The 22,052-nt window shown below is 65.4% G+C and carries 15 protein-coding genes; 7 read left to right on the plus strand and 8 right to left on the minus strand.

Annotated features, from left to right (window positions below):
* Window positions 1–32 precede the first annotated feature (32 nt).
* The 3 genes from ACQGNJ_RS06895 to ACQGNJ_RS06905 form a co-directional block, all read right to left on the minus strand.
* Window positions 33–1,640 (minus strand): carboxyl transferase domain-containing protein, encoded by a 1,608-nt coding sequence (locus ACQGNJ_RS06895; protein WP_426688493.1) that lies wholly within the window; start codon window positions 1,638–1,640, stop codon window positions 33–35.
* Window positions 1,641–1,800: 160 nt separating this feature from the next.
* Entirely contained in the window at window positions 1,801–2,226 is a 426-nt protein-coding gene (locus tag ACQGNJ_RS06900) for a hypothetical protein (protein ID WP_426688494.1), read from the minus strand.
* Window positions 2,227–2,387: 161 nt separating this feature from the next.
* Entirely contained in the window at window positions 2,388–3,572 is a 1,185-nt protein-coding gene (locus ACQGNJ_RS06905) for an acetyl-CoA C-acyltransferase (protein ID WP_426688495.1), read from the minus strand.
* 229 nt (window positions 3,573–3,801) lie between these two features.
* Here ACQGNJ_RS06905 and ACQGNJ_RS06910 point away from each other — a divergent pair, with 229 nt between their 5' ends.
* Window positions 3,802–6,636, plus strand: coding sequence for a S8 family serine peptidase (locus tag ACQGNJ_RS06910; protein ID WP_426688496.1), 2,835 nt, complete (start codon window positions 3,802–3,804; stop codon window positions 6,634–6,636).
* A 19-nt stretch (window positions 6,637–6,655) separates the two neighbouring features.
* Here ACQGNJ_RS06910 and agaR read toward each other — a convergent pair whose 3' ends face one another.
* Genes agaR through ACQGNJ_RS06925 form a run of 3 tightly spaced genes read right to left on the minus strand, consistent with a single transcriptional unit; the run spans window position 6,656 to window position 9,634 of the window.
* Entirely contained in the window at window positions 6,656–7,453 is a 798-nt protein-coding gene (gene agaR, locus ACQGNJ_RS06915) for a transcriptional repressor AgaR (protein ID WP_426688497.1), read from the minus strand.
* Between the two features lie 12 nt (window positions 7,454–7,465).
* On the minus strand, window positions 7,466–8,707 hold the full coding sequence (locus ACQGNJ_RS06920) for an amidohydrolase family protein (protein WP_426688498.1): 1,242 nt from the start codon (window positions 8,705–8,707) through the stop codon (window positions 7,466–7,468).
* A 21-nt stretch (window positions 8,708–8,728) separates the two neighbouring features.
* A complete protein-coding gene (locus ACQGNJ_RS06925) occupies window positions 8,729–9,634 on the minus strand; it encodes a class I fructose-bisphosphate aldolase (RefSeq protein WP_426688499.1) in 906 nt (301 codons plus the stop codon).
* Between the two features lie 96 nt (window positions 9,635–9,730).
* On the opposite strand from ACQGNJ_RS06925, the gene ACQGNJ_RS06930 reads away from it, so the two are divergent.
* The 6 genes from ACQGNJ_RS06930 to ACQGNJ_RS06955 all read left to right on the plus strand — a co-directional run bounded on the left by ACQGNJ_RS06930 (window position 9,731) and on the right by ACQGNJ_RS06955 (window position 19,592).
* Window positions 9,731–10,930 (plus strand): SIS domain-containing protein, encoded by a 1,200-nt coding sequence (locus ACQGNJ_RS06930; protein WP_426688500.1) that lies wholly within the window; start codon window positions 9,731–9,733, stop codon window positions 10,928–10,930.
* A complete protein-coding gene (locus tag ACQGNJ_RS06935; RefSeq protein ID WP_426688501.1) occupies window positions 10,927–11,850 on the plus strand; it encodes a carbohydrate kinase family protein in 924 nt (307 codons plus the stop codon). Before ACQGNJ_RS06930 ends, ACQGNJ_RS06935 begins: the two co-directional genes overlap by 4 nt.
* A complete protein-coding gene (locus ACQGNJ_RS06940) occupies window positions 11,847–12,776 on the plus strand; it encodes a 1-phosphofructokinase family hexose kinase (RefSeq protein ID WP_426688502.1) in 930 nt (309 codons plus the stop codon). The genes ACQGNJ_RS06935 and ACQGNJ_RS06940 overlap by 4 nt, the downstream gene beginning before the upstream one ends.
* Window positions 12,777–12,960: 184 nt before the next feature.
* Entirely contained in the window at window positions 12,961–16,038 is a 3,078-nt protein-coding gene (locus ACQGNJ_RS06945) for a TonB-dependent receptor (RefSeq protein WP_426688503.1), read from the plus strand.
* 113 nt (window positions 16,039–16,151) lie between these two features.
* A complete protein-coding gene (locus tag ACQGNJ_RS06950) occupies window positions 16,152–17,399 on the plus strand; it encodes a DUF3472 domain-containing protein (protein WP_426688504.1) in 1,248 nt (415 codons plus the stop codon).
* Between the two features lie 111 nt (window positions 17,400–17,510).
* Window positions 17,511–19,592 carry an alpha-galactosidase gene (locus ACQGNJ_RS06955; RefSeq protein WP_426688505.1) on the plus strand — a complete coding sequence of 694 codons (2,082 nt, stop codon included), beginning with the start codon at window positions 17,511–17,513 and terminating at the stop codon, window positions 19,590–19,592.
* Window positions 19,593–19,651: 59 nt separating this feature from the next.
* Here ACQGNJ_RS06955 and ACQGNJ_RS06960 read toward each other — a convergent pair whose 3' ends face one another.
* On the minus strand, window positions 19,652–20,809 hold the full coding sequence (locus ACQGNJ_RS06960) for an isovaleryl-CoA dehydrogenase (protein WP_426688506.1): 1,158 nt from the start codon (window positions 20,807–20,809) through the stop codon (window positions 19,652–19,654).
* A 131-nt stretch (window positions 20,810–20,940) separates the two neighbouring features.
* Entirely contained in the window at window positions 20,941–22,044 is a 1,104-nt protein-coding gene (locus tag ACQGNJ_RS06965; protein WP_426688507.1) for a Glu/Leu/Phe/Val dehydrogenase dimerization domain-containing protein, read from the minus strand.
* Window positions 22,045–22,052 lie beyond the last annotated feature (8 nt).

Below are 22,052 nucleotides of genomic sequence, written 5' to 3' on the forward strand. Positions count from 1 at the left end.
CCCTGTGAAGTCGTCTTGCGTGGAAGAAAAATCTACATGCGGAACACGCCGTAGCGCTGCGGTTCGATCGGCGCGTTCATCGAGGCGGAGATCGCCAGGCCCAGCACGCGACGGGTGTCGACCGGATCGATGATGCCGTCGTCCCACAGGCGGGCGCTGGCGTAATAGGGATGACCCTGGCGTTCGTACTGCTCGCGCAACGGCGCCTTGAACGATTCTTCCTCCGCGGCCGTCCATTCGCCGCCGCGGGACTCGATGCCGTCGCGCTTCACCGTGGCCAGCACCGACGCGGCCTGTTCGCCGCCCATCACGCTGATGCGCGCGTTGGGCCACATCCACAGGAAGCGCGCGCCATAGGCGCGGCCGCACATCGCGTAGTTGCCGGCGCCGAAGCTGCCGCCGATCACCACGGTGAACTTCGGCACGTGCGAGCAGGCCACCGCAGTGACCATCTTGGCGCCATCCTTGGCGATGCCGGCCTGCTCGTACTTCTTGCCGACCATGAAGCCGGTGATGTTCTGCAGGAAGACCAGCGGCACGTTGCGCTGGTTGCACAGCTCGATGAAGTGCGCTCCCTTGAGCGCGCTTTCGGCGAACAGGATGCCGTTGTTGGCGACGATGCCCACCGGGTAGCCGTGGATGTGCGCGAAACCGCACACCAGGGTCTTGCCGTAGCGCGCCTTGAACTCGTGGAACTCCGAGCCGTCGACGATGCGCGCGATCACCTCGCGGATGTCGAACGGGCGACGGGTGTCGGCGGGAATCACGCCGTAGAGCTCCTCGGCGGGATACTTCGGTTCGACCGGCGTGCGCAAGGCCAGCGGCATCTGCTTGCTGCGGTTGAGGTGACCGACGATGTCGCGTGCAATTGCCAGCGCGTGCGCGTCGTTCTCGGCAAAGTGATCGGCCACGCCGGAAATCGAAGTGTGCACGTCGGCGCCCCCGAGTGTCTCGGCATCGACCACCTCGCCGGTGGCGGCCTTCACCAGTGGCGGGCCGCCGAGGAAGATCGTGCCCTGTTCGCGCACGATGATGGTCTCGTCGCTCATCGCCGGCACGTAGGCGCCGCCGGCGGTGCACGAGCCCATTACCACGGCGATCTGCGGAATGTTCAGCGCGGACATCCGCGCCTGGTTGTAGAAGATCCGGCCGAAGTGTTCCTTGTCGGGAAATACCTCGTCCTGCAGCGGCAGGAAGGCGCCACCGGAGTCGACCAGGTAGACGCAGGGCAGGCGGTTTTCCAGCGCGACTTCCTGCGCACGCAGGTGTTTCTTCACCGTCATCGGGAAATAGGTGCCGCCCTTGACGGTGGCATCGTTGGCCACGACCACCACCTCGATGCCGTTGATCCGGCCGATGCCGGTGATCAGGCCCGCTGCCGGTGCCGCATCGTCGTACATGCCGTGGGCGGCAAGTGCGGACAGTTCGAGAAACGGCGAGCCCGGGTCGAGCAGGGCGCGGATGCGCTCGCGTGGCAGCAGCTTGCCGCGCGCCACGTGTTTCTCGCGGGCCTTCGCACCGCCACCCTCGGCGCTGCGGATCAGCTCGCGCTGCAGGTCATCGACCACGGCGCGCAACTGCGCGCTGCCAGCCTGGAACTCGGGTGAACGCGGATCGATCTGCGATGCAATGACGCTCATGGATGGAGGCTCACGGTGTGGCTGCGCTCAGGCACAAACCATGGATGATAGCGAAGCCTCGCGCTGCGACCCAAACAAGCCGCGAAACGGCTTGAAGGGCAGGCAAAAAAAACGGTCGCACGAGGCGACCGTTTTTCCAACGCAGAACTGGAGAAAGGGATCAGTGACCCTTCATCGCGTCCTTGGCCTTGTCGGCAGCATCCTTGGCATTGCCAGCGGCGTCCTTCGCAGCGTCGGCAGCCTTGCCGGCGGCGTCAGCAGCGTTGCCGGCGGCGTCCTTCGCAGCCGACATGGCGTCCTTCGAGGTATCGGTGTTCGCCGGCGCGGCGGCGGAAGCTGCAACGGCAGCCTGCGCAGCCTGATCGGCGGCCTGGCCAGCTGCGTTAGCAGCGGTCTTGGCCTGGTCTGCAGCCTGCTCAGTGCCCTGGGTCGGAGCTGCCGCGGCGGCCTGCTGCGCCGTATCGGCAGCCTGCTGTGCAGTATCAGCCGACTTCTGGGCGTCCTGCGCGGAATCCTGCGCGCCGTTGCTGCATGCCGCCAACAGCGCGACGAGCGCGGCGGCGAGTAGGGTACGCGTAAACTTCATGGTGAATCTCCTTTGCCGTGGAATGCCGTTTGGCCGTGTATTAATAACGCTTTCGGGAACATTGCGCCAGATCTTTATAACTGCCCTTCAGTGCTTATTAAAAACCGATTTAACCGGCCGTCATGTGAATATAGCGCGACAGCCGCCGGCCGCCGCTGGAATCAATCAAGGGATTCGATCGCGATCGCGGTGGCCTCACCACCGCCAATGCACAGCGAAGCCACGCCGCGCTTCAGGCCGCGTACCTTCAAGGCGTTCAACAAGGTCACCACCAGGCGGGCGCCGCTGGCACCGATAGGGTGACCCAGTGCACAGGCGCCGCCGTTGACGTTGAGCTTGTCGTGCGGAATGCCGAGTTCCTTCATCGGCGTCATTGCGACCACGGCAAACGCTTCGTTGATCTCGAACAGGTCCACGTCCTCGACCTTCCAGCCGGCCTTGTCCAGCACCTTCTGGATCGCGGCCACCGGAGCGGTGGTGAACCACTGCGGCTCCTGCGCATGGGTGGCATGCGCCACGATCCGGGCCAGCGGCTTCAGCCCTCGCTTGTCGGCGTCGTCGGCGGACAGCAGCACCACGGCCGCGGCGCCATCGGAAATGCTGGAGGAGCTGGCCGCGGTGATCGTGCCGTTCTCCTTGCGGAACGCCGGCTTCAGCGTGGGGATCTTGGCGACGTCGGAGCGGCCCGGCTGCTCGTCGATGTCCACCACCACGTCACCCTTGCGGCCACTCACCGTGACCGGCGCGATCTCGCCGGCGAACGCGCCATTCTGCTGGGCCGCCTTGGCCCGGTTGACCGACTCGATCGCGAACGCATCCTGCTCTTCGCGGGTGAAATGGTACTTGTCGGCGCACAACTCGCCGAACACGCCCATTGCCTTGCCGTCGTAGGGATTGGTCAGCCCGTCCCAGGCCATGTGGTCGACCAGCTGGCCGTCGCCATAGCGGATGCCCGTGCGGGCCTGCACCATGTGCGGCGCATTGGTCATCGACTCCATGCCGCCAGCCACCACCACGTTGGCCGAGCCGGCCTTGATCAGGTCATGGCCCAGCATGATCGCCTTCATGCCCGAGCCGCAGACCTTGTTGATGGTGGTGCAGCCGGTGCCAAACGGCAGGTCGGCGCCGAGTGCCGCCTGCCGCGCGGGCGCCTGACCAAGGTTGGCAGGCAGCACGCAGCCCATGATCACTTCGCTGATGTCGGCCGGGGCCACGCCGGATTGTTCCAGCGCCGCGCGAATCGCGACGGAACCCAGCTTGGGGGTGGGAACGCCGGTGAACTGGCCCAGGAACGAACCGATCGCTGTGCGCTTCGAACCGACGATGACGACGCTGATATCCGACATGGACAACTCCGCTTGCAAGACTTTGGTGGGGCGCGAACGCCTGTATGGAAACCCGCTGATTATCGCAGTCAGCCGCGAAACCCGGCAAACCTCGGCGAATCCTTTGTACGCAAGGACTTGCGTTGCGTTTCATTGGATTTTCGTTGTGCGAAGATGGCCGCGGGGACCGTGCCGTGCGCCTGGGGTACATCGGCAGTGGTCAGATCGAAGCGTGCAGGTGGGGGGCGTAATGAACAGATTCGATGCAGTATTCCGGCGGCGTGAATTGGCGCTGCTGGTGGCGATGGCGTTGGGCTTGAGCGCTTGCGGCGGGGGCGGCAACGTCAAGCCGACGCCACCGCCGGCCGCACCCAGTTCGCCGCCGCCCACCACGCCGAGCAGCCAGCCGCCGATCGATGCCCAGCTGTCGCTTACCAACGCGTATGGTGCACAAAGCCTCGGCTTCACCGGCGCCGGGGTGACCATCGGCGTGGTGGACAGCGGCATCATGCGCAACCACCCGGCGCTGGTCGGGCGGGTCAGGCAGGAACTGATCTATGTCGACCCGGCGAGCAACAACACTGCCATCGACGATGTCGTTGGCCATGGCACCTGGGTCTCGCAGATCGCGGCCGGCCAGGCATTCGACCAGTTTCCCGGCGGCATCGCACCCGGCGCCAGCCTCGTCTCGGCGCGGATCATCAGCGACGTGGCACCGAAGGACGATGGCTCCGGCCAGGGCAACGCGGTCACCGCCGCCGATGCGCAGTTCTTCGCGCAGACGCTGAACCCGGCGCTGATCAATGCCGGCGTGCAGGTGATGAACAACTCCTGGGGTGGCATCTACTGGGACACCACCAACGCCTCGATCAACCAGGCATTCGCCCAGGCCTACGAGCCGTTCGTGCTGCAGCATGGTGGCTTGGTGGTGTTCGCCGCCGGCAACGATTCGCGCAGCGATCCCAGCGACATCGCCGCCTTGCCCAGCCTGGCACCGCAACTGGAGGCCGGCTGGCTGGTTGCGGTAGCCGTCGACAGCAATCACCCGACCGAGCTGGCCAGCTACTCGAATGCCTGCGGCAAGGCGATGAGTTACTGCCTGGCCGCGCCGGGCGACGTGATCGTCAGCGACAAGGATGCGGTCGCCGGCAGCAAGCCGACCTATTGGGTGGTGAGCGGCACCTCGTTCGCGGCGCCCGAGGTTTCCGGTGCGGCTGCCCTGGTGTGGCAGGCGTTTCCCTATTTCAGCAATGATCTGGTGCGGCAGACCCTGCTGGGCACGGCACGCGACCTCGGTACGCCCGGTCCCGACGCCACGTTCGGCTACGGCATGCTGGATGCATTCAAGGCGGTCAACGGGCCGGCGAAATTCGACTGGGGTGACGTCACGGTCAACTTCAGCGGCACCTCGACCTGGGGCAATCCGATTTCCGGGGCTGGCGGATTGATCAAGCAGGGGCCGGGCAGGCTCAACCTCTGGGGCGGCAGCAGCAGCTATACCGGTCTCACCCAGGTGCAGGGGGGCACGCTCGCCGTGGCCGGGTTGAGCAGCCCCGTCGAGATTGGCGCGCAGGGCACACTGATGTCTGCCGCCACGCCGCAGAATCCCACCGGATTCTCGATCTCCAACAACGTGACCAACGCCGGCGTGATGGTGGTGAGCCAGGGCGATGTCTATGTCAGCGGCAACTACCTGCAGCAAGGCAACGGGCGCATGGCGGTATCGCTGGGCTCGCAACTCCACGTCAACGGCATGGCCACCCTGTCCGGCGGCGACCTCTACGTGTACGGTGCGAATACCGACTACGTGGTCAGCTCGCACACGAATGTCTTGTCGGCCTATGGCGGCCTCACCGGCACGTTCTCAGCGTTGGACACCGCGCCCAGCGTGGTGCTGACTGCGACGCTGAACTACGACGCCAACAATGCCTGGCTCGATGTGCAACAGGTGAACCTGAGCCAGATCCAGGGCCTGGCTTACACCGCGGCCAGCTACGGCGCCGCGCTGCGCACGCAGAGTGCGTTCGCGCAAATCAACAGCCAGTTGCAGGGCGTCGCCAGCGGTTCACCCGCCGGCGCAAGCTTCATCGCCGGTGCCGCCAGCCTGCAACATGCCGTTTCCACCGAGGTCATGCAGCAGTCGCTGGCCAGCCTCTCCGGTCAGCTGCATGCGGCCAGCGCGGCGATGACGTTTGAGGCGATCGACGCGGGCACGCGTGCGTTGTCCGACCGCTTCGACAGCTTGCTCGATGCACCAACGGCCGGCGGCTGGACGCAGAATCTGGGCTATCACGGTGGCATGTCCCGCAGCGGTTACGACAACGTCGGCTACGACCTCAGCGGCGCACTGGTCGGGCAGGACTATCGTGTCGACAACAACGGCATCGTCGGTTATGCGCTGAGTCAGAGCCAGGGCCTGGGACGACTGGTCGAGAGTGCGGACCAGGGTTACAGCCATGCGCTGGAAGCGATGCTCTATGGCGGCGTGATTCGCGGTTCCTGGTACACCATGGGCCGTTTCGGCATCGGCAGCTATCGCGAAACCATGCGCCGCCAGCTGCAACTCGGCGATCAGTTCGCCGGCGTGGCCAGTGACGGCAATGGTCGCTACGGCGTGGCCTATGGCGAAAGCGGCTATCGCCTGGCCTTCGGCCGCACGCAGATAACCCCGTACATGAATCTGCAATACGCGCAGGTCGAGCGCGATGGTTTCAACGAACGGGGCGCCTATGGCTTCGGCCTGAAATCGGCGACGCAAAGCACCGCGCGCTGGCAAGTCGGCGCGGGCCTGCGTGCCACGCATGACTGGACGCTGGCCGGTGGTGGCGACATCAGCCTGCAGGCGCACATGCTGTGGCAGCAATCGTTCGGCCTGCGCGGCGAGGTGTTCGATGCCAGCTTCAGCGGGATCAATCAGTTTGCACCGGTCGGTGGCATCGGCGTGTCGCGCTACGGCGGTGTGTTCGGTACCACGCTGGACTGGAAGATGACGCCACGCGCCAGCCTTCAGTTCGGCTACGACCAGGATATGGGTCAGCGGCAGCAGGCGAAGATGGCAACGGCAAGTTTCCGTCTGGACTTCTGACGACTGCCGAGCTGCGCCGTCAGACCAGCACGACCTGCACGCCGGCAGCGCGCAGCGCCTCGACGGTTTCGGCCGGGGCGCTGCTGTCGCTGATCACCATGTCGAGGTTCTTCACCGGGGTGATCACCGACAGGCTGCGCTGCCCCATCTTGCTGGCATCGAGCACGGCGATGCTCTGCCGCGAGACACGGATCATCAGCGCATTCAGTGCCGCCTCCAGCGGGTCGGGCGTGGTCACGCCGACTTCGGGATCGAGTCCGTCGACGCCGAGGAACAGCCGGTCGGCGGAGAGTTTCGCCAGCGCCTGTTCCGCATCCGGGCCGACCAGCGAATACGAGGTTTGCCGCAGCAGACCACCCAGCATCATCACGCGGATCTGCGGCAGGCCGGTCAATTCCATCGCGATATTCAGCGCGTTGGTGATCACCGTCAGCGATTCGAATTTCATCTGGCGGATCTGCCGGGCGATCTCCACCGTGGTCGAGCCGGAATCGAGAATGATCGTCTCGCCATCCCGGATCATCTTCGCCGCGGCCTGGCCAATGCGCAGCTTCTGCGCGTGCCAGCGGGTTTCCTTGATGTTGAGCGGCGTGTCGTGCGTTGCCGCGGCGACCGGCAACGCGCCGCCATGCGAGCGGGCGATCGCCGAGCTGCGCGCCAGCGCGTCCAGGTCGGCACGGATGGTGACGGTGGAGGTGCCGAAGCGGGTCGCCAGTTCCTCCACCGTGGCGCGGCCCTGTTTCTCGACCAGTTCGACGATCAAGCGGCGGCGTTCTTCGACCAGCAGGCGGCGGGAGGCGAGCGGAGCTTCAATCACGGGTCGTTTCATTCACGGGTCGATGTTCAGAAGGCGGGCGGCGTTGTCATGGTAAACCTTGCGCAGCACTTCGTCCGACAGGCCCAGTCCGTAGATCGACCAGCGGCCCTGTGGCGGCGTGGGGGCAGGCGCGTAGTCGAAGTATTCGTCTTCGGTTTCCAGAAAGCGATAGTAGATCTCGTAGAGCTCGTCGCCGAACAGCTGCTGCGGTACATCGTCGCCGTACGGTGACGGCACCGCGTCGGTGCCGAACAGGATGCGGTCCTGGTAACGGTCGAAGAAGCGTTGCGCGATGCGTGGCTGGCGGCCCAGTTCGCCGATGCGGGCGCTGATGTCGATCACCGTGTTCGGGTAGCGATCCAGGCAGGCGGCGACCGCGGCCAGGTTCTCCGCGTTGTTGCCCACATGCAGCAAGGCGAAGGTGGTTTTCGGGTGGCGCGCGATCAGCCGGTCGCGCGCGGCGAGCAGCTCCGCATTGCTGGGGAACTGCGGACCGTAGAACGACCAGTCCGGATGGTTGGCCAGTTCCTCGTAGCGCTCGTTGCTCGCGTCGGTGGGCAGGAAGAACGCCTCCGGGTCGGAGACATGCAGGAACACCGGCATGTCGTACGCCGCACAGGCCTCCCACATCGGATCGAAACGGCGGTCATCCACGGCCACCAGCGGACCTTCGTCGATCCGTTCGCGCAGGTAGAGGCCCAGCGTCTTCAGCAGTTTCAGTCCACGCGCGCCAACCCGTTTGGCATGCGCGATCGCGTCGCCCTGCAACTGCGCGTAGTTCGGTTCCGGGAAGTGTTCGTACGATGGCTCGGTAAGCGTGAGGAAGCGTCCCGGTGCGACCTGGTCGAAGCTGCGGATGCTCTTTTCCAGCCCGGCTCCGACACCGCCGGTGAGGTTCACCAGTGTGCGCACGCCCTTGCGGTCCATCACCGGCAGCAGATCCTCGGGCCGGGCGAACAGGGTGACCTCTTCGCCCACCGAAATGCCGCTGCGCACGTTGCTGGACCAGGTCAGGTGCGTATGTACGTCGATCACCGGAAAGCGCGGCCGTTCGACATGCGTCCGCGGCACCTGCAGCATGCTGCGCGGACGGAAGTCCTTCAGTCGCAGCTCGTTCTTGCCCGTATCCGGCTGGGTCTGCAGCGGATTCTTGCTGCCTTCGATGCGAACCGTGCCGGCGCCGGTCGGCGGCGCGCAGCAGAGGCAGCCGGCCTGCATCAGCTGCTGCGGTGACTTGGAGGAGCTGTGACTCATCGAGCGGTCTGCCTCACCTGTTCAGCGCGGATATTTCGCCATGATGTCGTGGACGGAGCGAACCAGCGACACCGCCTGATCGAACGGGCGCAGCCACATGTTGCGGCCGAACATCACGCCGTTGGCGCCGGACTGCATGTAGAACTCGACCTTGCGCAACACCGCCGCGTCATCGTCGTTCTTCTCGCCGCCGGAGAACAGCACCATCGTGCGGCCAGCCGAACGCACCACGCGCGCGCAGCGGGCAGCGGCGTCCTCCTGCAGCTTGTCATACGGCGCCGGCACATTGGCCACGCTGTCGTTCGGCTCGTGCAGCTTGACGATGTCGGCACCCATTTCCAGCGCCACGCGGGCCGCGTAATCCTGCGCGTAAAGCGTGTTGGTGCCGCCCCTTGCGTTGACGGCGCTGCCGCGCGGGTACGCCCACATCACCAGCGGCATGCCGTAGCGCTCGCAGTCCTGGCGCACCTTCTCGAACTGGCGGATCTCGTCGTGCTGGCGCGGCGAACCCACGTACATGGTGTAACCGACCGCCTCGGCGCCCAGGCGCACCGCATCCTCGACCGAGGCGAACAGCGGTGAGGTGGCTTCGGCGTCGCTGGCGATATTGGTCTTGCCGTTGAGCTTGAGGATCAGCGGCACCTTGCCGCAGTACTCGCCCATGTACTTCTCGGCCAGGCCAATGCCCAGCGCGATGGCAGAAAAACCCCCGGCCGCGGCGAGCTCGAACTGGTAGCCCGGGTCGACGGCCGGTGGGTGGGGAAAGAAATCGGTGGGACCATGTTCCAGTCCCTGGTCCAGCGGCAGCACCAGCAGGCTGCCGTTGCGCGGTCCGTGGCCGTACAGCAGCCGCCACAGGCGGGTGCGCTTGCCATGGGACAGGGCGAGCCGGGAAAGTTGGCTGCCGGTGTTCGAAACCTCTTGCAAGCTTTGTTTCATTTCGAATACTCTCGGTTCAGAAGCTACATGCTTTCATATTCAATCGAATTTGGCAAAATGTCAAAATTAAGCAAGCAAACGAAAGTGTCGGCTGAACTGGACGCCTTGTGCGCGCCCCCGCTGGCGGCGCAGCAGGCACGGGGTTATGTCGATACCCTGCGTGAGATCCTGCAGCAGCCGGCGACCTGGCTGGCTACCGCCGAGCTGCTGCGCCAGCTGCGGCTGCGCGAGCAACTTCAGGCAGCCTTGTCACCGCGACCGGACCACATCGTGCTGACCGGTTCGGGCAGCTCGATGTATATCGGCGAATGCCTGGCGCCCAGCCTGCAGCTCGGCCTGGGCATCCCGACCCAGGCGATCGCCGCGGGCAGCCTGCTTACGCACTGGCGCAGTGTGCTACCAGCCGGAGCCGGTTTGCTGATTTCGCTGGCGCGTTCGGGCGACAGCCCGGAAAGCACCGGCGTGGTGGACCGCCTGCTGGCGGATGCGCCGGACTATCGCCACCTGGTCATCACCTGCAATGCCGATGGCATGCTCGCCACCCGCTACCGCGACGATCCGCGCGTGACCGTGCTGGTGCTGGACGAACGCACCAATGATCGCAGCCTGGTGATGACCAGCAGCTTCACCAACCTGCTGCTGGCCGGCTTCGGTCTTGTCCGTCGCGAAGGTGACGACGCCAGCGCCGCGGTGAGTCGGCTGGCACGCAGCGTCGAGCATGTTTTCGAGCAACAGGCTGACGCGCTGGCGGCGATCGCTCGCAGCGAGTTCGGCAATGTCGTCTATCTGGGCAGTGGCGGCGCGCTGGGCGCCGCCCACGAGTGCGCGCTGAAGATGCTGGAAATGACCGGCGGCGCGGTGGTGACGATGGCCGAGACCTATCTCGGCCTGCGGCACGGGCCGATGTCGAGTCTGGACCAGCAGACCCTGGTGGTCGGCTTCCTGTCGCCGGACCCGGCGGTGCGCGCGTACGAACTCGACCTGCTGCGCGAACTGTCGCGCAAGCAGCTGGGCATGACCCGGGTGCTGGTCGGCGAAGGCATCCCGGTCGACGTGCTGGGCCCGCACGACGTGGCGGTGGAGCTGGCCGGCCTCGATGCGGCAGACGATGCTTTGCCGCTGCTGGCGGATGTGGCGGTGGGGCAGTTGCTGGCGTTCTTCCGTTGCCTGGCGCTGGGTGGCAAGCCCGACACGCCGTCGCAGGGCGTGCTCACGCGCGTGGTCGAGCACTTTCCGATGCACGGCGAGCGCCGCTCGAAAACCGGGCAGGGAGAGGACGCATGAAGCGCATCCTGGTCGTCGGCGAGATCAACGTCGATCTGGTCTTCAAGCATTGTCATGCGTTGCCCGCGCCGGGCCGCGAAGTGCTGGCCGACGACTTCTGCATGACGCCAGGCAGCTCTTCGATGATCTGTGCGATGGGGCTGGCGCGGCTGGGCAATCCGGTGGCCTTCCGCGGCAAGCTCGGTGCCGACAGCTGGGGCGCCCATTGTCTCGATGCGCTGCGTGCCGCCGGCATCGACATCGCCGCCGTGCAGCCGGACGCGAACTTGCGCACCGGCGTCACCGTCTCGCTGTCGACGCCGCAGGATCGCGCCCTGGTGACCTTCCCCGGCGCGATCGCCACGCTGCGTGCGGACGAGGTGGACGACGCGCTGCTGGCTGGCGCCGATCACCTGCATGTTTCCTCGTACTACCTGCAGCGCGCGCTGCGGCCCGATTGCCGCGCGCTGTTCGCGCGTGCGCATGCTGCCGGTCTGAGCACCTCGCTCGATCCCGGCTTCGATCCGCAGCAGGCGTGGGCGGCCGACCTGCTGGGCACGCTGGAGGAAGTCGACCTGTTCCTGCCCAACGAGCTGGAGCTGGCGGCCATCACCGGTCGCGAGCGGATGCTGGATGGCCTGCATGCGCTGCACAACGGGCGCACGCATACCGTGGTGAAGCGCGGACAACGCGGCTGCGCCAGCCTGGATCAGGGCCACCTGCTCGAAGTGCCGGCGTTTGCGGTCAGCCCGGTCGACAGCACCGGCGCCGGCGATTCGTTCGATGCCGGTTTCCTGCATGCGTGGCTGCGCGGCCAGGCGCTGCGTGACTGCATGCGCTGGGGCAGCGCCTGCGGCAGCCTGTCCACGCGACGCACCGGCGGTACGGTCGGCCAGGCCAGCGCGGCGGAAGTGGAAGCTTTGCTGGCGAGCGTGTCGTGATCACGGTCATCGGCTTCAACACCGCGATCGACCGGCTCATCCGGCTGGATGCACTGCGTCCCGGCGAAGTCAGTCGCGCACTCGACGAACAGGTTTACCCCGGCGGCAAGGGCCTGCATGTGGCGCAGACCATCGCCGCGCTGGGCGAGCGCGTGCAGTTGGTCGGCCTGATCGACCCGGCCCATCGCAACATGATCGGTCGCTTGATGTGCGAGCGCGGCGTGCTGTTCCATGGCATCGAGGTCACCGACAACCTGCGCACCTGCATCGCGCTGCAGGATGCGAACGGCCAGATCACCGAAATCCTCGGCCAGGGGCCGCTGCTGGACGGCGCGCAGCAGGAAGCCCTGCTGCGCGCATTTCGTCGTGGCGTCGATGACAGCGAGCTGATCGTGCTGTCCGGCAGCCTGCCGCGTGGTTTTCCGTCGACCACCTATGCCGAGCTGGCGACGTATGTGCGCGATGCCGGCAAACGCTGCCTGCTCGACGCCGGCGGCGAACTGCTGCAGCACGCCGTGCCGGCACAACCCTTTCTGCTCAAGCCCAATCGCGACGAAATCACCGAATTGTTTGGCCGTCCGGTCAGCGATCTCGCCGCGGCGGTGGAGGCGGTTCGCGAACTGCAGGCGCGCGGCATCGCGATGCCGGTGGTGACCATGGGTGCACTGGGCGCGGTGGCGGCCGATGCCAGTGGCATCTGGCACGCCGCGATCGAGTTGGCGCAGGTACGCAACACGGTGGGCTCGGGCGACTGCTTGCTGGCCGGCATGGCGGTGGGCCTGGCGCGGAGCATGAATCTGGAAGAAACCTTGCGCCTGGGCGTCGCCTGCGGCGCCGCCAATGCGCAAGGTGAGGAGACCGGTTTCGTCGAACGGCGGGCGGTGGAGGCGTTGCTGTCTCGGGTTCGAGTGCACCGCCTGGCTTGATGGAAAGACAGGGAATCAAACCGGGCCGGAAATCGGTCCGGCGGGGAGGCTTGTGTCGAAATTTTGACGAGGGCGCCAACAAGTTCGTGGGCAGGAGGCGATGCCACGAATAACCACAACCGCTGGCAGCAGAGGGGAGAGGTCACCCTGCGCCGGGCGATAACGAAAACGTGAGGGGCAATCAATGCACGCTGAAATGAAGGATGGTCGTACGGTCAATGGCAAGGGCACGAGGCGGCTGGCTGCTGTCGTGCACGAACAAGCCGGCAGCAACGCCGGCGCAGGCGGCTCGCCACGCAGGTTCCGGCGAACCATGCTGGCCATGGGCTTGCTGGTTGCGCTGGGTGCGAACGTCGCCCAGGCGCAATCGATCACCGGTGGCCTGTATGGCAGGGAGCCGGGCGGCAGCCATGTCACGCTCGAGGTAACCAACCCGGCCACCGGTTACCACCGCCAGCTGCATCCGGACAGCGACGGGCGCTACAACGTGGGCGGCCTCAGTCCCGGCAAGTACACCGTCACCGTGTCGCAGGATGGCAACGCGATCGGCACCCGCACCGTCACGGTAAGTGCAAACGTGCAGACTGTCGTGCCAGCGCTCTCCAGTGTTGCCGCTTCCACGGCGGGGTCGGTGAACGCCACCAATCTCGATGCGATCCGGGTGACCGGACATGCCACCGAGACGCAGGTGATACCGATCGACGTGAGCACGCCGGAGTTCTCCAACAACTACAGCATGAGCGTGGTCAACCAGCTGCCGACCGGGCGCGGTCCCGAAAGCGTTGCGCTGCTGAGCTCCAAGGTGAAATACGACAACCAGACCACCGGCCTGGTCCAGATGGGCGGCGCCAGTCCGGCTGAGAACCGCTACTACTACAACGAATTCGACAGCACCTACGACTATCAGGGACTGGGCGCCACCTACCTGCCGGCCGAGGCGATCAGCTCGACCCAGGTGCTGAGCGCCAACGCAGGCGTGAGCTGGACCAGCACCACTGGCGGCACCATCGCCTCCACCGTGCGCCAGGGCACCAACCGCTTCCAGGCCGGCTACTCGCTGTATTTCACCCCGGCCACCTCGTGGTTCAACCCGCGCGCGCGCGATTCGCGGACATCGCAAGGCGACTACTACCACTTCAGTTCCAGCAACACGCACAGCGCCAACGTGGCCAACCAGTACCTATGGGCATCGGGCGCACTGCTGAAGGACAAGCTGTTCTTCTTCGCCATGCTGGGCAATTCGCCGGACAACACCAGCGTCAGCAACTCGCAGACCCGACATACCGACACCGCCAACCGCGACAAGAACGGCCTGCTCAATCTCACCTGGAACATCAACGCCGACCAGTCGCTCAACGTGGTCGGCAACCGCGACTGGAAGAGCACCTTCAACAACCAGTACAAGCTGACGCGCGACTACGATCCGTCCTCGCAAGGTGCGTACGCCGGCTGGACCTCGAGCCAGGTGAAGAACCAGTTCCTGATCGGCAACTACCACTGGCAGATCAACGACGACATGAGTCTGCGGCTGATGGGCGGCTACCTCAGCCAGTCGTCGCTGAGCCCCACCTCGACCTCGGGCACCAACCTGCCGTATGTGGTGGAGGTCGACCCGGTGACCCAGGTGCACAAGAACATCGGCGTCACCACCACCAGCAGCAAGCTCTATCCGTTTGCCTACTGGCGTCGTGGTTTCAAGGGCGACTTCACCTGGAACCTGGGCGACCACAAGATCACCATCGGCGGCGAGCACTACAAGCACTTCATCAACAATGTCAGCACCACCACCGACGGTGGTGACTGGACCTATTACACCCAGCCCGGCAGCGTATTGCCGAACGGCTCGCCCGCGCCGGCGGACGGACGCTACGTGGCGCAGTACTACATCAGCACCGGCGGCCCGTTCTACACGGTCAACAAGGCGTTCTACATCGACGACTACTGGCAGGCAGCCGATCGCTGGATTGTCTACGCCGGCCTGCGCGACGACACCTTCGTCAACAAGAACATCAACGGCCAGAACTTCTGGCGCCTGCCGCTGTTGTCGCCACGGCTTGGTGTGTCATGGGATGTGTACGGCGACAGCACGATGAAGGTCGGCGCCAATGCCGGCAAGTACACCATTCCGATTCCGTCCAGCGTCAACAATGGCGCTGCGGGCGCGGTCACCCAGTGGTACCGCTACTACACCTATGCCGGCAGGGACCCGAACACCCAGGCACCGACCGGGCTGGCCCAGATCGGTCCGCAGGAGACGCTGATCAACGGCCAGGCGCCCAGTGCGGCGAACGTGGCCAGCTCCAACATCAAGGCGCCGTACCAGTACGAGTTCGAGGTGTACGTGCAGAAGACGCTGGGCAACAGCTGGTCGTCGCTGGCCGAGCTGGGCTATTCCTCGCTCAAGCGCGCCATCGAGGACACCTGCTACACCCAGGGCATCACCGATTACGCGCAGGCGCACGGCTATCCGGGCTACGAGGATTCCAGCGGTTGCCCGATGATCAACCCGGGCATCGCGCAGGTGGTCATGCGCGATTACAACGGCGACGGCAAGCTGGAGGCGCTGACCTTGCCGGGCAGCGTGTTCGGCCCCGCGCCCACGCGCAAATATGTCCACCTCACCCTGGAGCTGAGTCACACGCAGAACAGCGAAGAGCCGTACTTCCTCGATCTCAGCTACACCTGGGCGCACCTGTACGGCAACTACGATGGCCTGCTCAATCTCGGCACGCGTACCAACGGCGGACCGTCCGAGCAGATCCTGTGGGACTTCCCCGGCCTGATGGAACACAGCTCCGGCAACCTGGCGGGCGACGTGCGCCACAGCCTCAAGCTCAATGGCATCTACTACTTTCCGAAGGGATTGCGCATTGGCAGCACGTTCGATCTGTCCACCGGCACGCCGCAGAACTGCCTGGGTACCTACCCCGATATCAACAACCCGGCCGAGCAATACGGTGCAGCCAGCCATTACTGCAACAACGTGCCCGCACCGCTGGGGTCGGCCGGAAGGGTGCCGTTGTTCTGGCAGTGGAACCTGGGCGTGGGCTATGACTGGGCGATCAATCAGTCGAACCACCTGAGCCTGGATCTGCAGGTGCAGAACGTCACCAATCGTCAGGGCCGCATCGACGCGGAGCAGCGCTACGACACCGGCAGTTTCCAGACCGATGGATCGCCGATCCTCAACCCGAGCTATGGCGCACCCAGCTGGCAGGCGCCGCGAACCACGATGTTGATCGCTCGCTACACCTTCCAGTGAGGACACGGGGCGCCGCGCCGAGCAGGCGTGGCGCCCCTGCTGATGGTTCGTGAACCACGTTGTCGCGCCGCCCGGTCGATCGGCATCACTTGCTCATTCACCCGAGGTATCTGATGAAAAACTATCTGTTGCATCTCGCTTGTGGGCTTGCAGGCATGGGAGCCATCGTGGCCAGCCCGGCCCATGCCGTGATTGCAGGTGGCATGACGGCCAATCACTACTATTACCCCGCCGCGACCGTCGCCAACGCCGATGGCTTGCATGGTTACAACGGCATCGATGCCTCCATCCGGGTGACCCACGAACCGGGCCACAACGGCAATACGTACTACGCCAGTCAGTTCTTCTGGACGATCAACGTCAACCAGGGCGGCTATACCGGCATCCAGCAAAACGCCAAGAAGACCAAGACCGTGCTCTTCTCGATCTTCGGCCAGACCTACGACCCCGCTGTCGACAAGCCGGGTCCCGCCTCGGGTGCGGTATGCCAGGGATTCGGCGGCGAGGGCACCGGCACGCAATGCCTGTTCAGCACGACCGGCAGCCAGGCCGCAGCGTGGAAGGAGGGGGTCATGTACACCTTCCACCTGAATTACGCCGGGAAGACCACGATTCCCGCGGGAGCGGCCGACGCTGGCGAGAACTACCTGTGGCAGGCCTCCATCACCGATACCAGCACGGGCACCACCACGGTGATCGGAACCATCCATTCGCCGGCGGCCAACGGCATCCTGCAAGCGGTGGTGCCGCAGTTCGTCGAAAATTTCACCCAGGGATCGCAGCAGTATGCGTCCTGCTCTGAAGTGCCCGCCACGACGGCGGTGTTCTACGCTCCGATCATGTACGACCCGGCGAACAACGCCGCGCAAACCAGCAACGCCTCGACCGAGGTCTATGGGGATTGCGCGTCCATCGCCAGCTCGATGATGGACCCGGACCACACGGCGATCGCCACCATCAACCAGTCGGTTGGCGCGCCGTTCCTGGCCAGCAACCGCGTCCAGCACTATTGCGCCGATACGCTGGGCGGCAATCACCTGGGCCTCAATATCTGTGCGGGCAAGCGCAGCTCGTCCTGGGCGATTGCCAACCAGTTGCTGGCGAACGATGCCGGCAACCGGCTGAATCTGATCGATCGCAGCGTTTGCCTGCAGGCCAATGGCAGCAACGCGGTACTTGCCGCCAATTGCGTTGCCGACAGCCGTCAGGAGTGGCTGTACATGCCCGGCGCGCAGGCCTGGTTCAACGTGGGCTCCGGTCAATGCCTGAACGCTGCCGGCGATGCCGGGCAGAACAGCACGGTGAATCTGGCCGATTGCGATTCGTCCGGTTATCAGCAGTGGCTGCCAAGGCAGCCGTAAGCGTGCTGCTGCAGGGCGAGTCGTCGTTCATGGCCGCAGCGGAGCCTTGGCATTCACCGCTGCGGCGGCAACAGGCTGGTCGATATGATTGAACCAACACGAGAGGCAACCATGGCAGCATCGCATTCGCATCCCCTTCGGCCGTCGCGCATGAGCGTGGCGGCTTCCTGCCTGCTGGTCGCGCTGGCGGGTTTCAGCGCGGCCCGCGCCGAGGACGGCATCGCCAAGGACAGCATCGCCACGGATGGGGCGGTACTTGAACCTGGCGTCGCCACCTTCGCCGATCAGCAAGGCATGGAAAGCTTCGGCAACGCCGCGATCGAGGCGCGCTGGAAACTGGATGGCAAGCATCTTGTCGACATGACGCTGACCGACCGCGCGCACCAGCGCAGCTTCGCCGTGCGCGCGCCGTTCGCGCTGTTGCTGGCCGACGGCAGCACGATCAATGCCTCAGACATGACCTTGCTGTCGCTGCCGCGCGTGCACACGCTGCCGGTGGACGCGAAGGCCTCACGGCTCGTCTTGCAGCTGCCGGGCAAGGCGGTCGAGGCCAGCTTCGGTGACCCGAATGGTCGCTTCCGGGTGGACTGGAGGCTGGTGCAGCGCGACGGCTCGCCCTACCTGCGGGAACTGATCTCGATCACCGCGCTGAAACAGGACGAGAAGATCGCCAAGGTGTCGCTGCTGCAGACGCAGGCGGCCGGCGCGGAGGTCAGCGGCGAGGCCAAGGGCTCGCCGGTGGTCGCCGGCGACCTCTATCTCGGCTTCGAACATCCGCAGTCCGACAGCACGGTGCGCGGCAGCGACGTCAGGCTCATGCTGGACCGGCAACTGCCGCTGGAGCAGGGCAAGACGATCGCCTATTCGGCGGTGGCCGGCGTGGTGCGCGACGGCCAGCTGCGGCGCGATTTCGCCAGCTACGTCGAGCGCGAGCGGGCGCATCCGTACCGGCCCTTCCTGCACTACAACTCGTGGTACGACATCGGCTACTTCACGCCCTACACCGAGGTGCAGGCGCTGGACCGCATCAACACGGTGGGCACCGAGCTGCATGTGAAGCGTGGCGTGAAACTGGATTCGTTCCTGTTCGACGATGGCTGGGACGACCGCAGCGGCAGCTGGCATTTCAGCAAGGATTTCCCGCATGGCTTCGTGCCGCTGCGCGAAGCCGCCGCGAAATACGGCGCGGCGCCGGGTGTGTGGCTGTCGCCGTGGGGTGGTTACGGGCCGCCGGCCAGGGAGCGCGCCGAACGCGGCGCCAAGGCGGGCTACGAGATCATCGACGGCGGTCTGGCGCTGTCCGGACCGAAGTATTACCAGCGCTTCCACGATGCGGTGATGGCGCTGCTCGACAAGGACGGCATCAACCAGTTCAAGTTCGACGGCACCGGCAATGCCGACAAGGTGTTCCCGGGCAGCCGCTTCGACAGCGACTTCGCCGCGGCGATCCAGCTGATCGACGACATCCGCGCGGCCAGGCCGGACACCTTCATCAACCTCACCACCGGCACCTGGGCCTCGCCGTTCTGGCTGCGCTACGCCGACACCATCTGGCGCGATGGCGAGGACGACAGCGAAACCGGCGTCGGCAGCACGCGCGAGCAGTGGATCACTTATCGCGATGCGCAAACCTACCGCAACATCGTGCTGAAGGGGCCGCTGTTCCCGCTCAACTCGCTGATGCTCCACGGCATCATCTACGCGAAGGAAAACCGCAAGCTCAACACCGACCCGGGCCATGACTTCGGCAACGAAGTGCACTCCTACTTCGCCACCGGCACCGAGCTGCAGGAGCTGTACATCACCCCGTCGCTGTTGAGCGAGCACGACTGGGACGTGCTGGCCGAAGCGGCGAACTGGTCGCGGAAGAACGCCGGGGTGCTGCGCGACACGCACTGGATCGGCGGCGATCCGGATCGGCTCGATGTCTATGGCTGGGCGTCGTGGTCGCCGACGAAGTCGATCATCACCCTGCGCAACCCGAGTGATCACACCCAGCTGGCGGTGATCGACCTGCAGCGCCAGCTGGAACTGCCCGTCGGCGCCGCCCGTCGTTTCACCGCACACAGCCCGTGGCGCAGCGACGCGGCCAAACCGGGGCTGACCCTGGACGCGGACAAGCCGGGCACGATCACGCTGGCCCCATTCGAGGTGCTGACGCTGGAGCTGACGCCGGTGGCGTCGGGTTCCTGAGGGAGCGGGTCGGCACGAATGGGCGGACGGCAACGCCGCTCATTCGTGCCGCGGCAGCGTCACGCCTTGCCGTGAAACAGCTCGCGGCCGATCAGCATGCGGCGGATTTCGTTCGTGCCGGCGCCGATCTCGTACAGCTTCGCGTCGCGCAGCAGGCGGCCGGCGGGGAACTCGTTGATGTAGCCGTTGCCGCCGAGCGTCTGGATCGCCTCCAGCGCCACCTGCACCGCGTTGACCGAGGCGTTGAGCAGGCAGGCGGCGGGGTCGATGCGCGACTTCACTTTCGCGTCGAACTGCTGCGCCACCATGTAGGCAAAGCCGCGTGAACTCTGCAGCGCGGTGTACATGTCGGCGATCTTGGCCTGCATCACGCCGAAGGTACCGATCGGCGCGTTGAACTGCTTGCGCTCGCGCACATAGGGCAGGGCCAGGTCCAGCGCCGCCTGCATCAGGCCGATCGGGCCGCCGGACAGCACCAGCCGCTCGGTGTCCAGACCGTTCATCAGCACGCGCACGCCTTCGTTGACTTCGCCGACGATGTTCTCGGCGGGGATCTCGCAATCCTCGAACACCAGCTCGCAGGTGTTCGAGCCGCGCATGCCCAGCTTGTCCAGCTTCTGCGCGGTGCTGAAACCCTTCATGCCTTTCTCGACGATGAAGGCGGTCATGCAGCGGCTGCCGGCGGTACGCGGCGCGGTACGCATGTAGACCAGCAGCACGTCGGCGTCCGGGCCGTTGGTGATCCACATCTTGTTGCCGTTGGCCACCCACACGTCGCCGCGCAGCTCGGCCTTGCAGCTCATCGAGCCGACCACGTCGGAACCGGCGCCCGGTTCGCTCATCGCCAGCGCGCCGACATATTCGCCACTGCACAGCTTCGGCAGGTATTTCTGCTTCTGTGCCTCGTTGCCGTTGTGATAGATGTTGTTGACGCACAGGTTGGAATGCGCGCCGTAGGACAGGCCGACCGAACCGGACGCGCGCGAGATCTCCTCCATCGCCACCATGTGTGCCAGGAAACCCATGCCGCTGCCGCCGTATGCCTCGGCCACGGTCACCCCGAGCAGGCCCATCTCGCCGAACTTGCGCCACAGGTCGGCCGGAAACAGGTTGTCGCGGTCGATCCTGTCCGCGCGAGGGGCGATCTCCTTTTCCGCAAACGCATGCACGGATTCGCGCAGCAGGTCGATCTCTTCACCGAGCGGAAACGGGCGCATCGCGAACTCCAGAGTGTGCAGAACGGCGATTTTAGCCTACGGACGCGGGCAATGCCGGTAGCTGGGGCCAAGCCAACAAAAAAGCCGCCAGTCAACCGGCGGCTTCTTCTGTTCCGTGGCAGGGTGGTCGCTTACTGACCGCGCATGCGGCCCTGGAAGCGGGTGCTGCCATTGCCCATGTGCGCCAGCTTGATCTTGCCGATCGCGCTGATGCGCTCTTCGGCCAGGCGGTCGGCCGCCTTGTAGGTCGGGATGCCTTCGTTCTTGGAGATCTCGAAGATGCGGCCCAGGTTGTAATAGATCGTGCGCATCATGCGCATCGCGCGCTCGCGGTTGTAGCCGTCGATCTCCAGCGACACATTCATCACGCCGCCGGCGTTGACCGCGTAGTCCGGCGCATACAGCACGCCGCGGCGCTGCAGCTCGTCGCCGATTTCGTCGGTGGCCAGCTGGTTGTTGGCCGGGCCGCAGATGATCTTCGCCTTGATCCGGTCGATGGTCTGCTCGTTGACGGTGCCGCCCAGTGCGCACGGGCTGTACACGTCGGCGTCGACGTCGTAGATCTCGTCCAGGCCGACCGCCTCGCAACCCAGCTCGTCCACGCAGCGCTGCACCGCTTCCTTGTTGATGTCGGTGACGAACACCTTGGCGCCCTGTTCGCGCAGCAGCTTGATGTACTCGCCGCCAACGTGACCGCAGCCCTGCACGGCGTAGCTGTACTTGCCCACGTCTTCGTTGCCGTGCTTGAACTGCAGCGCGGCCATCAGGCCCTGCAGGGTGCCGTAGGCGGTGAACGGCGACGGATCGCCCGAACCGCCATGCACCTGGTGCACGCCGGTCACGTATTCGGTTTCGCGGAACACGTATTCCATGTCGTTGACATCGATGCCGACGTCCTCGGCGGTGATGTAGCGGCCGTTCAACGAGTTGACGAAGCGGCCGAACGCGCGGAACAGCGCCTCGGACTTGTCCTTGCTCGGATCGCCGATGATCACCGCCTTGCCGCCGCCCAGGTTCAGGCCGGCCACGGCGTTCTTGAAGGTCATGCCGCGCGACAGCCGCAGCACGTCGTTCACCGCTTCCTGCTCGGTCTTGTACGGCCACATGCGCAGGCCACCGAGCGCAGGGCCCAGCACCGTGTTGTGGATCGCGATGATGGCCTTCAGGCCGGCGTCCTTGTTGTGGCAGAAGACGACTTCTTCGTGACCCGTCTTTTCGATGGTTTCAAAGATCATTGGAACGG

Source organism: Rhodanobacter ginsengiterrae, from assembly GCF_050026815.1.
GTDB lineage: Bacteria > Pseudomonadota > Gammaproteobacteria > Xanthomonadales > Rhodanobacteraceae > Rhodanobacter > Rhodanobacter ginsengiterrae.

Bases quoted from the DNA above. Each gene is read 5' to 3' on its own strand.
- ACQGNJ_RS06895 (WP_426688493.1), bottom strand. From the start codon at position 1,640: ATGAGCGTCATTGCATCGCAGATCGATCCGCGTTCACCCGAGTTCCAG.
- ACQGNJ_RS06900 (WP_426688494.1), bottom strand. From the start codon at position 2,226: ATGAAGTTTACGCGTACCCTACTCGCCGCCGCGCTCGTCGCGCTGTTG.
- ACQGNJ_RS06905 (WP_426688495.1), bottom strand. From the start codon at position 3,572: ATGTCGGATATCAGCGTCGTCATCGTCGGTTCGAAGCGCACAGCGATC.
- ACQGNJ_RS06910 (WP_426688496.1), top strand. From the start codon at position 3,802: ATGAACAGATTCGATGCAGTATTCCGGCGGCGTGAATTGGCGCTGCTG.
- ACQGNJ_RS06920 (WP_426688498.1), bottom strand. From the start codon at position 8,707: ATGAGTCACAGCTCCTCCAAGTCACCGCAGCAGCTGATGCAGGCCGGC.
- ACQGNJ_RS06935 (WP_426688501.1), top strand. From the start codon at position 10,927: ATGAAGCGCATCCTGGTCGTCGGCGAGATCAACGTCGATCTGGTCTTC.
- ACQGNJ_RS06945 (WP_426688503.1), top strand. From the start codon at position 12,961: ATGCACGCTGAAATGAAGGATGGTCGTACGGTCAATGGCAAGGGCACG.
- ACQGNJ_RS06950 (WP_426688504.1), top strand. From the start codon at position 16,152: ATGAAAAACTATCTGTTGCATCTCGCTTGTGGGCTTGCAGGCATGGGA.
- ACQGNJ_RS06955 (WP_426688505.1), top strand. From the start codon at position 17,511: ATGGCAGCATCGCATTCGCATCCCCTTCGGCCGTCGCGCATGAGCGTG.
- ACQGNJ_RS06960 (WP_426688506.1), bottom strand. From the start codon at position 20,809: ATGCGCCCGTTTCCGCTCGGTGAAGAGATCGACCTGCTGCGCGAATCC.
- ACQGNJ_RS06965 (WP_426688507.1), bottom strand. From the start codon at position 22,044: ATGATCTTTGAAACCATCGAAAAGACGGGTCACGAAGAAGTCGTCTTC.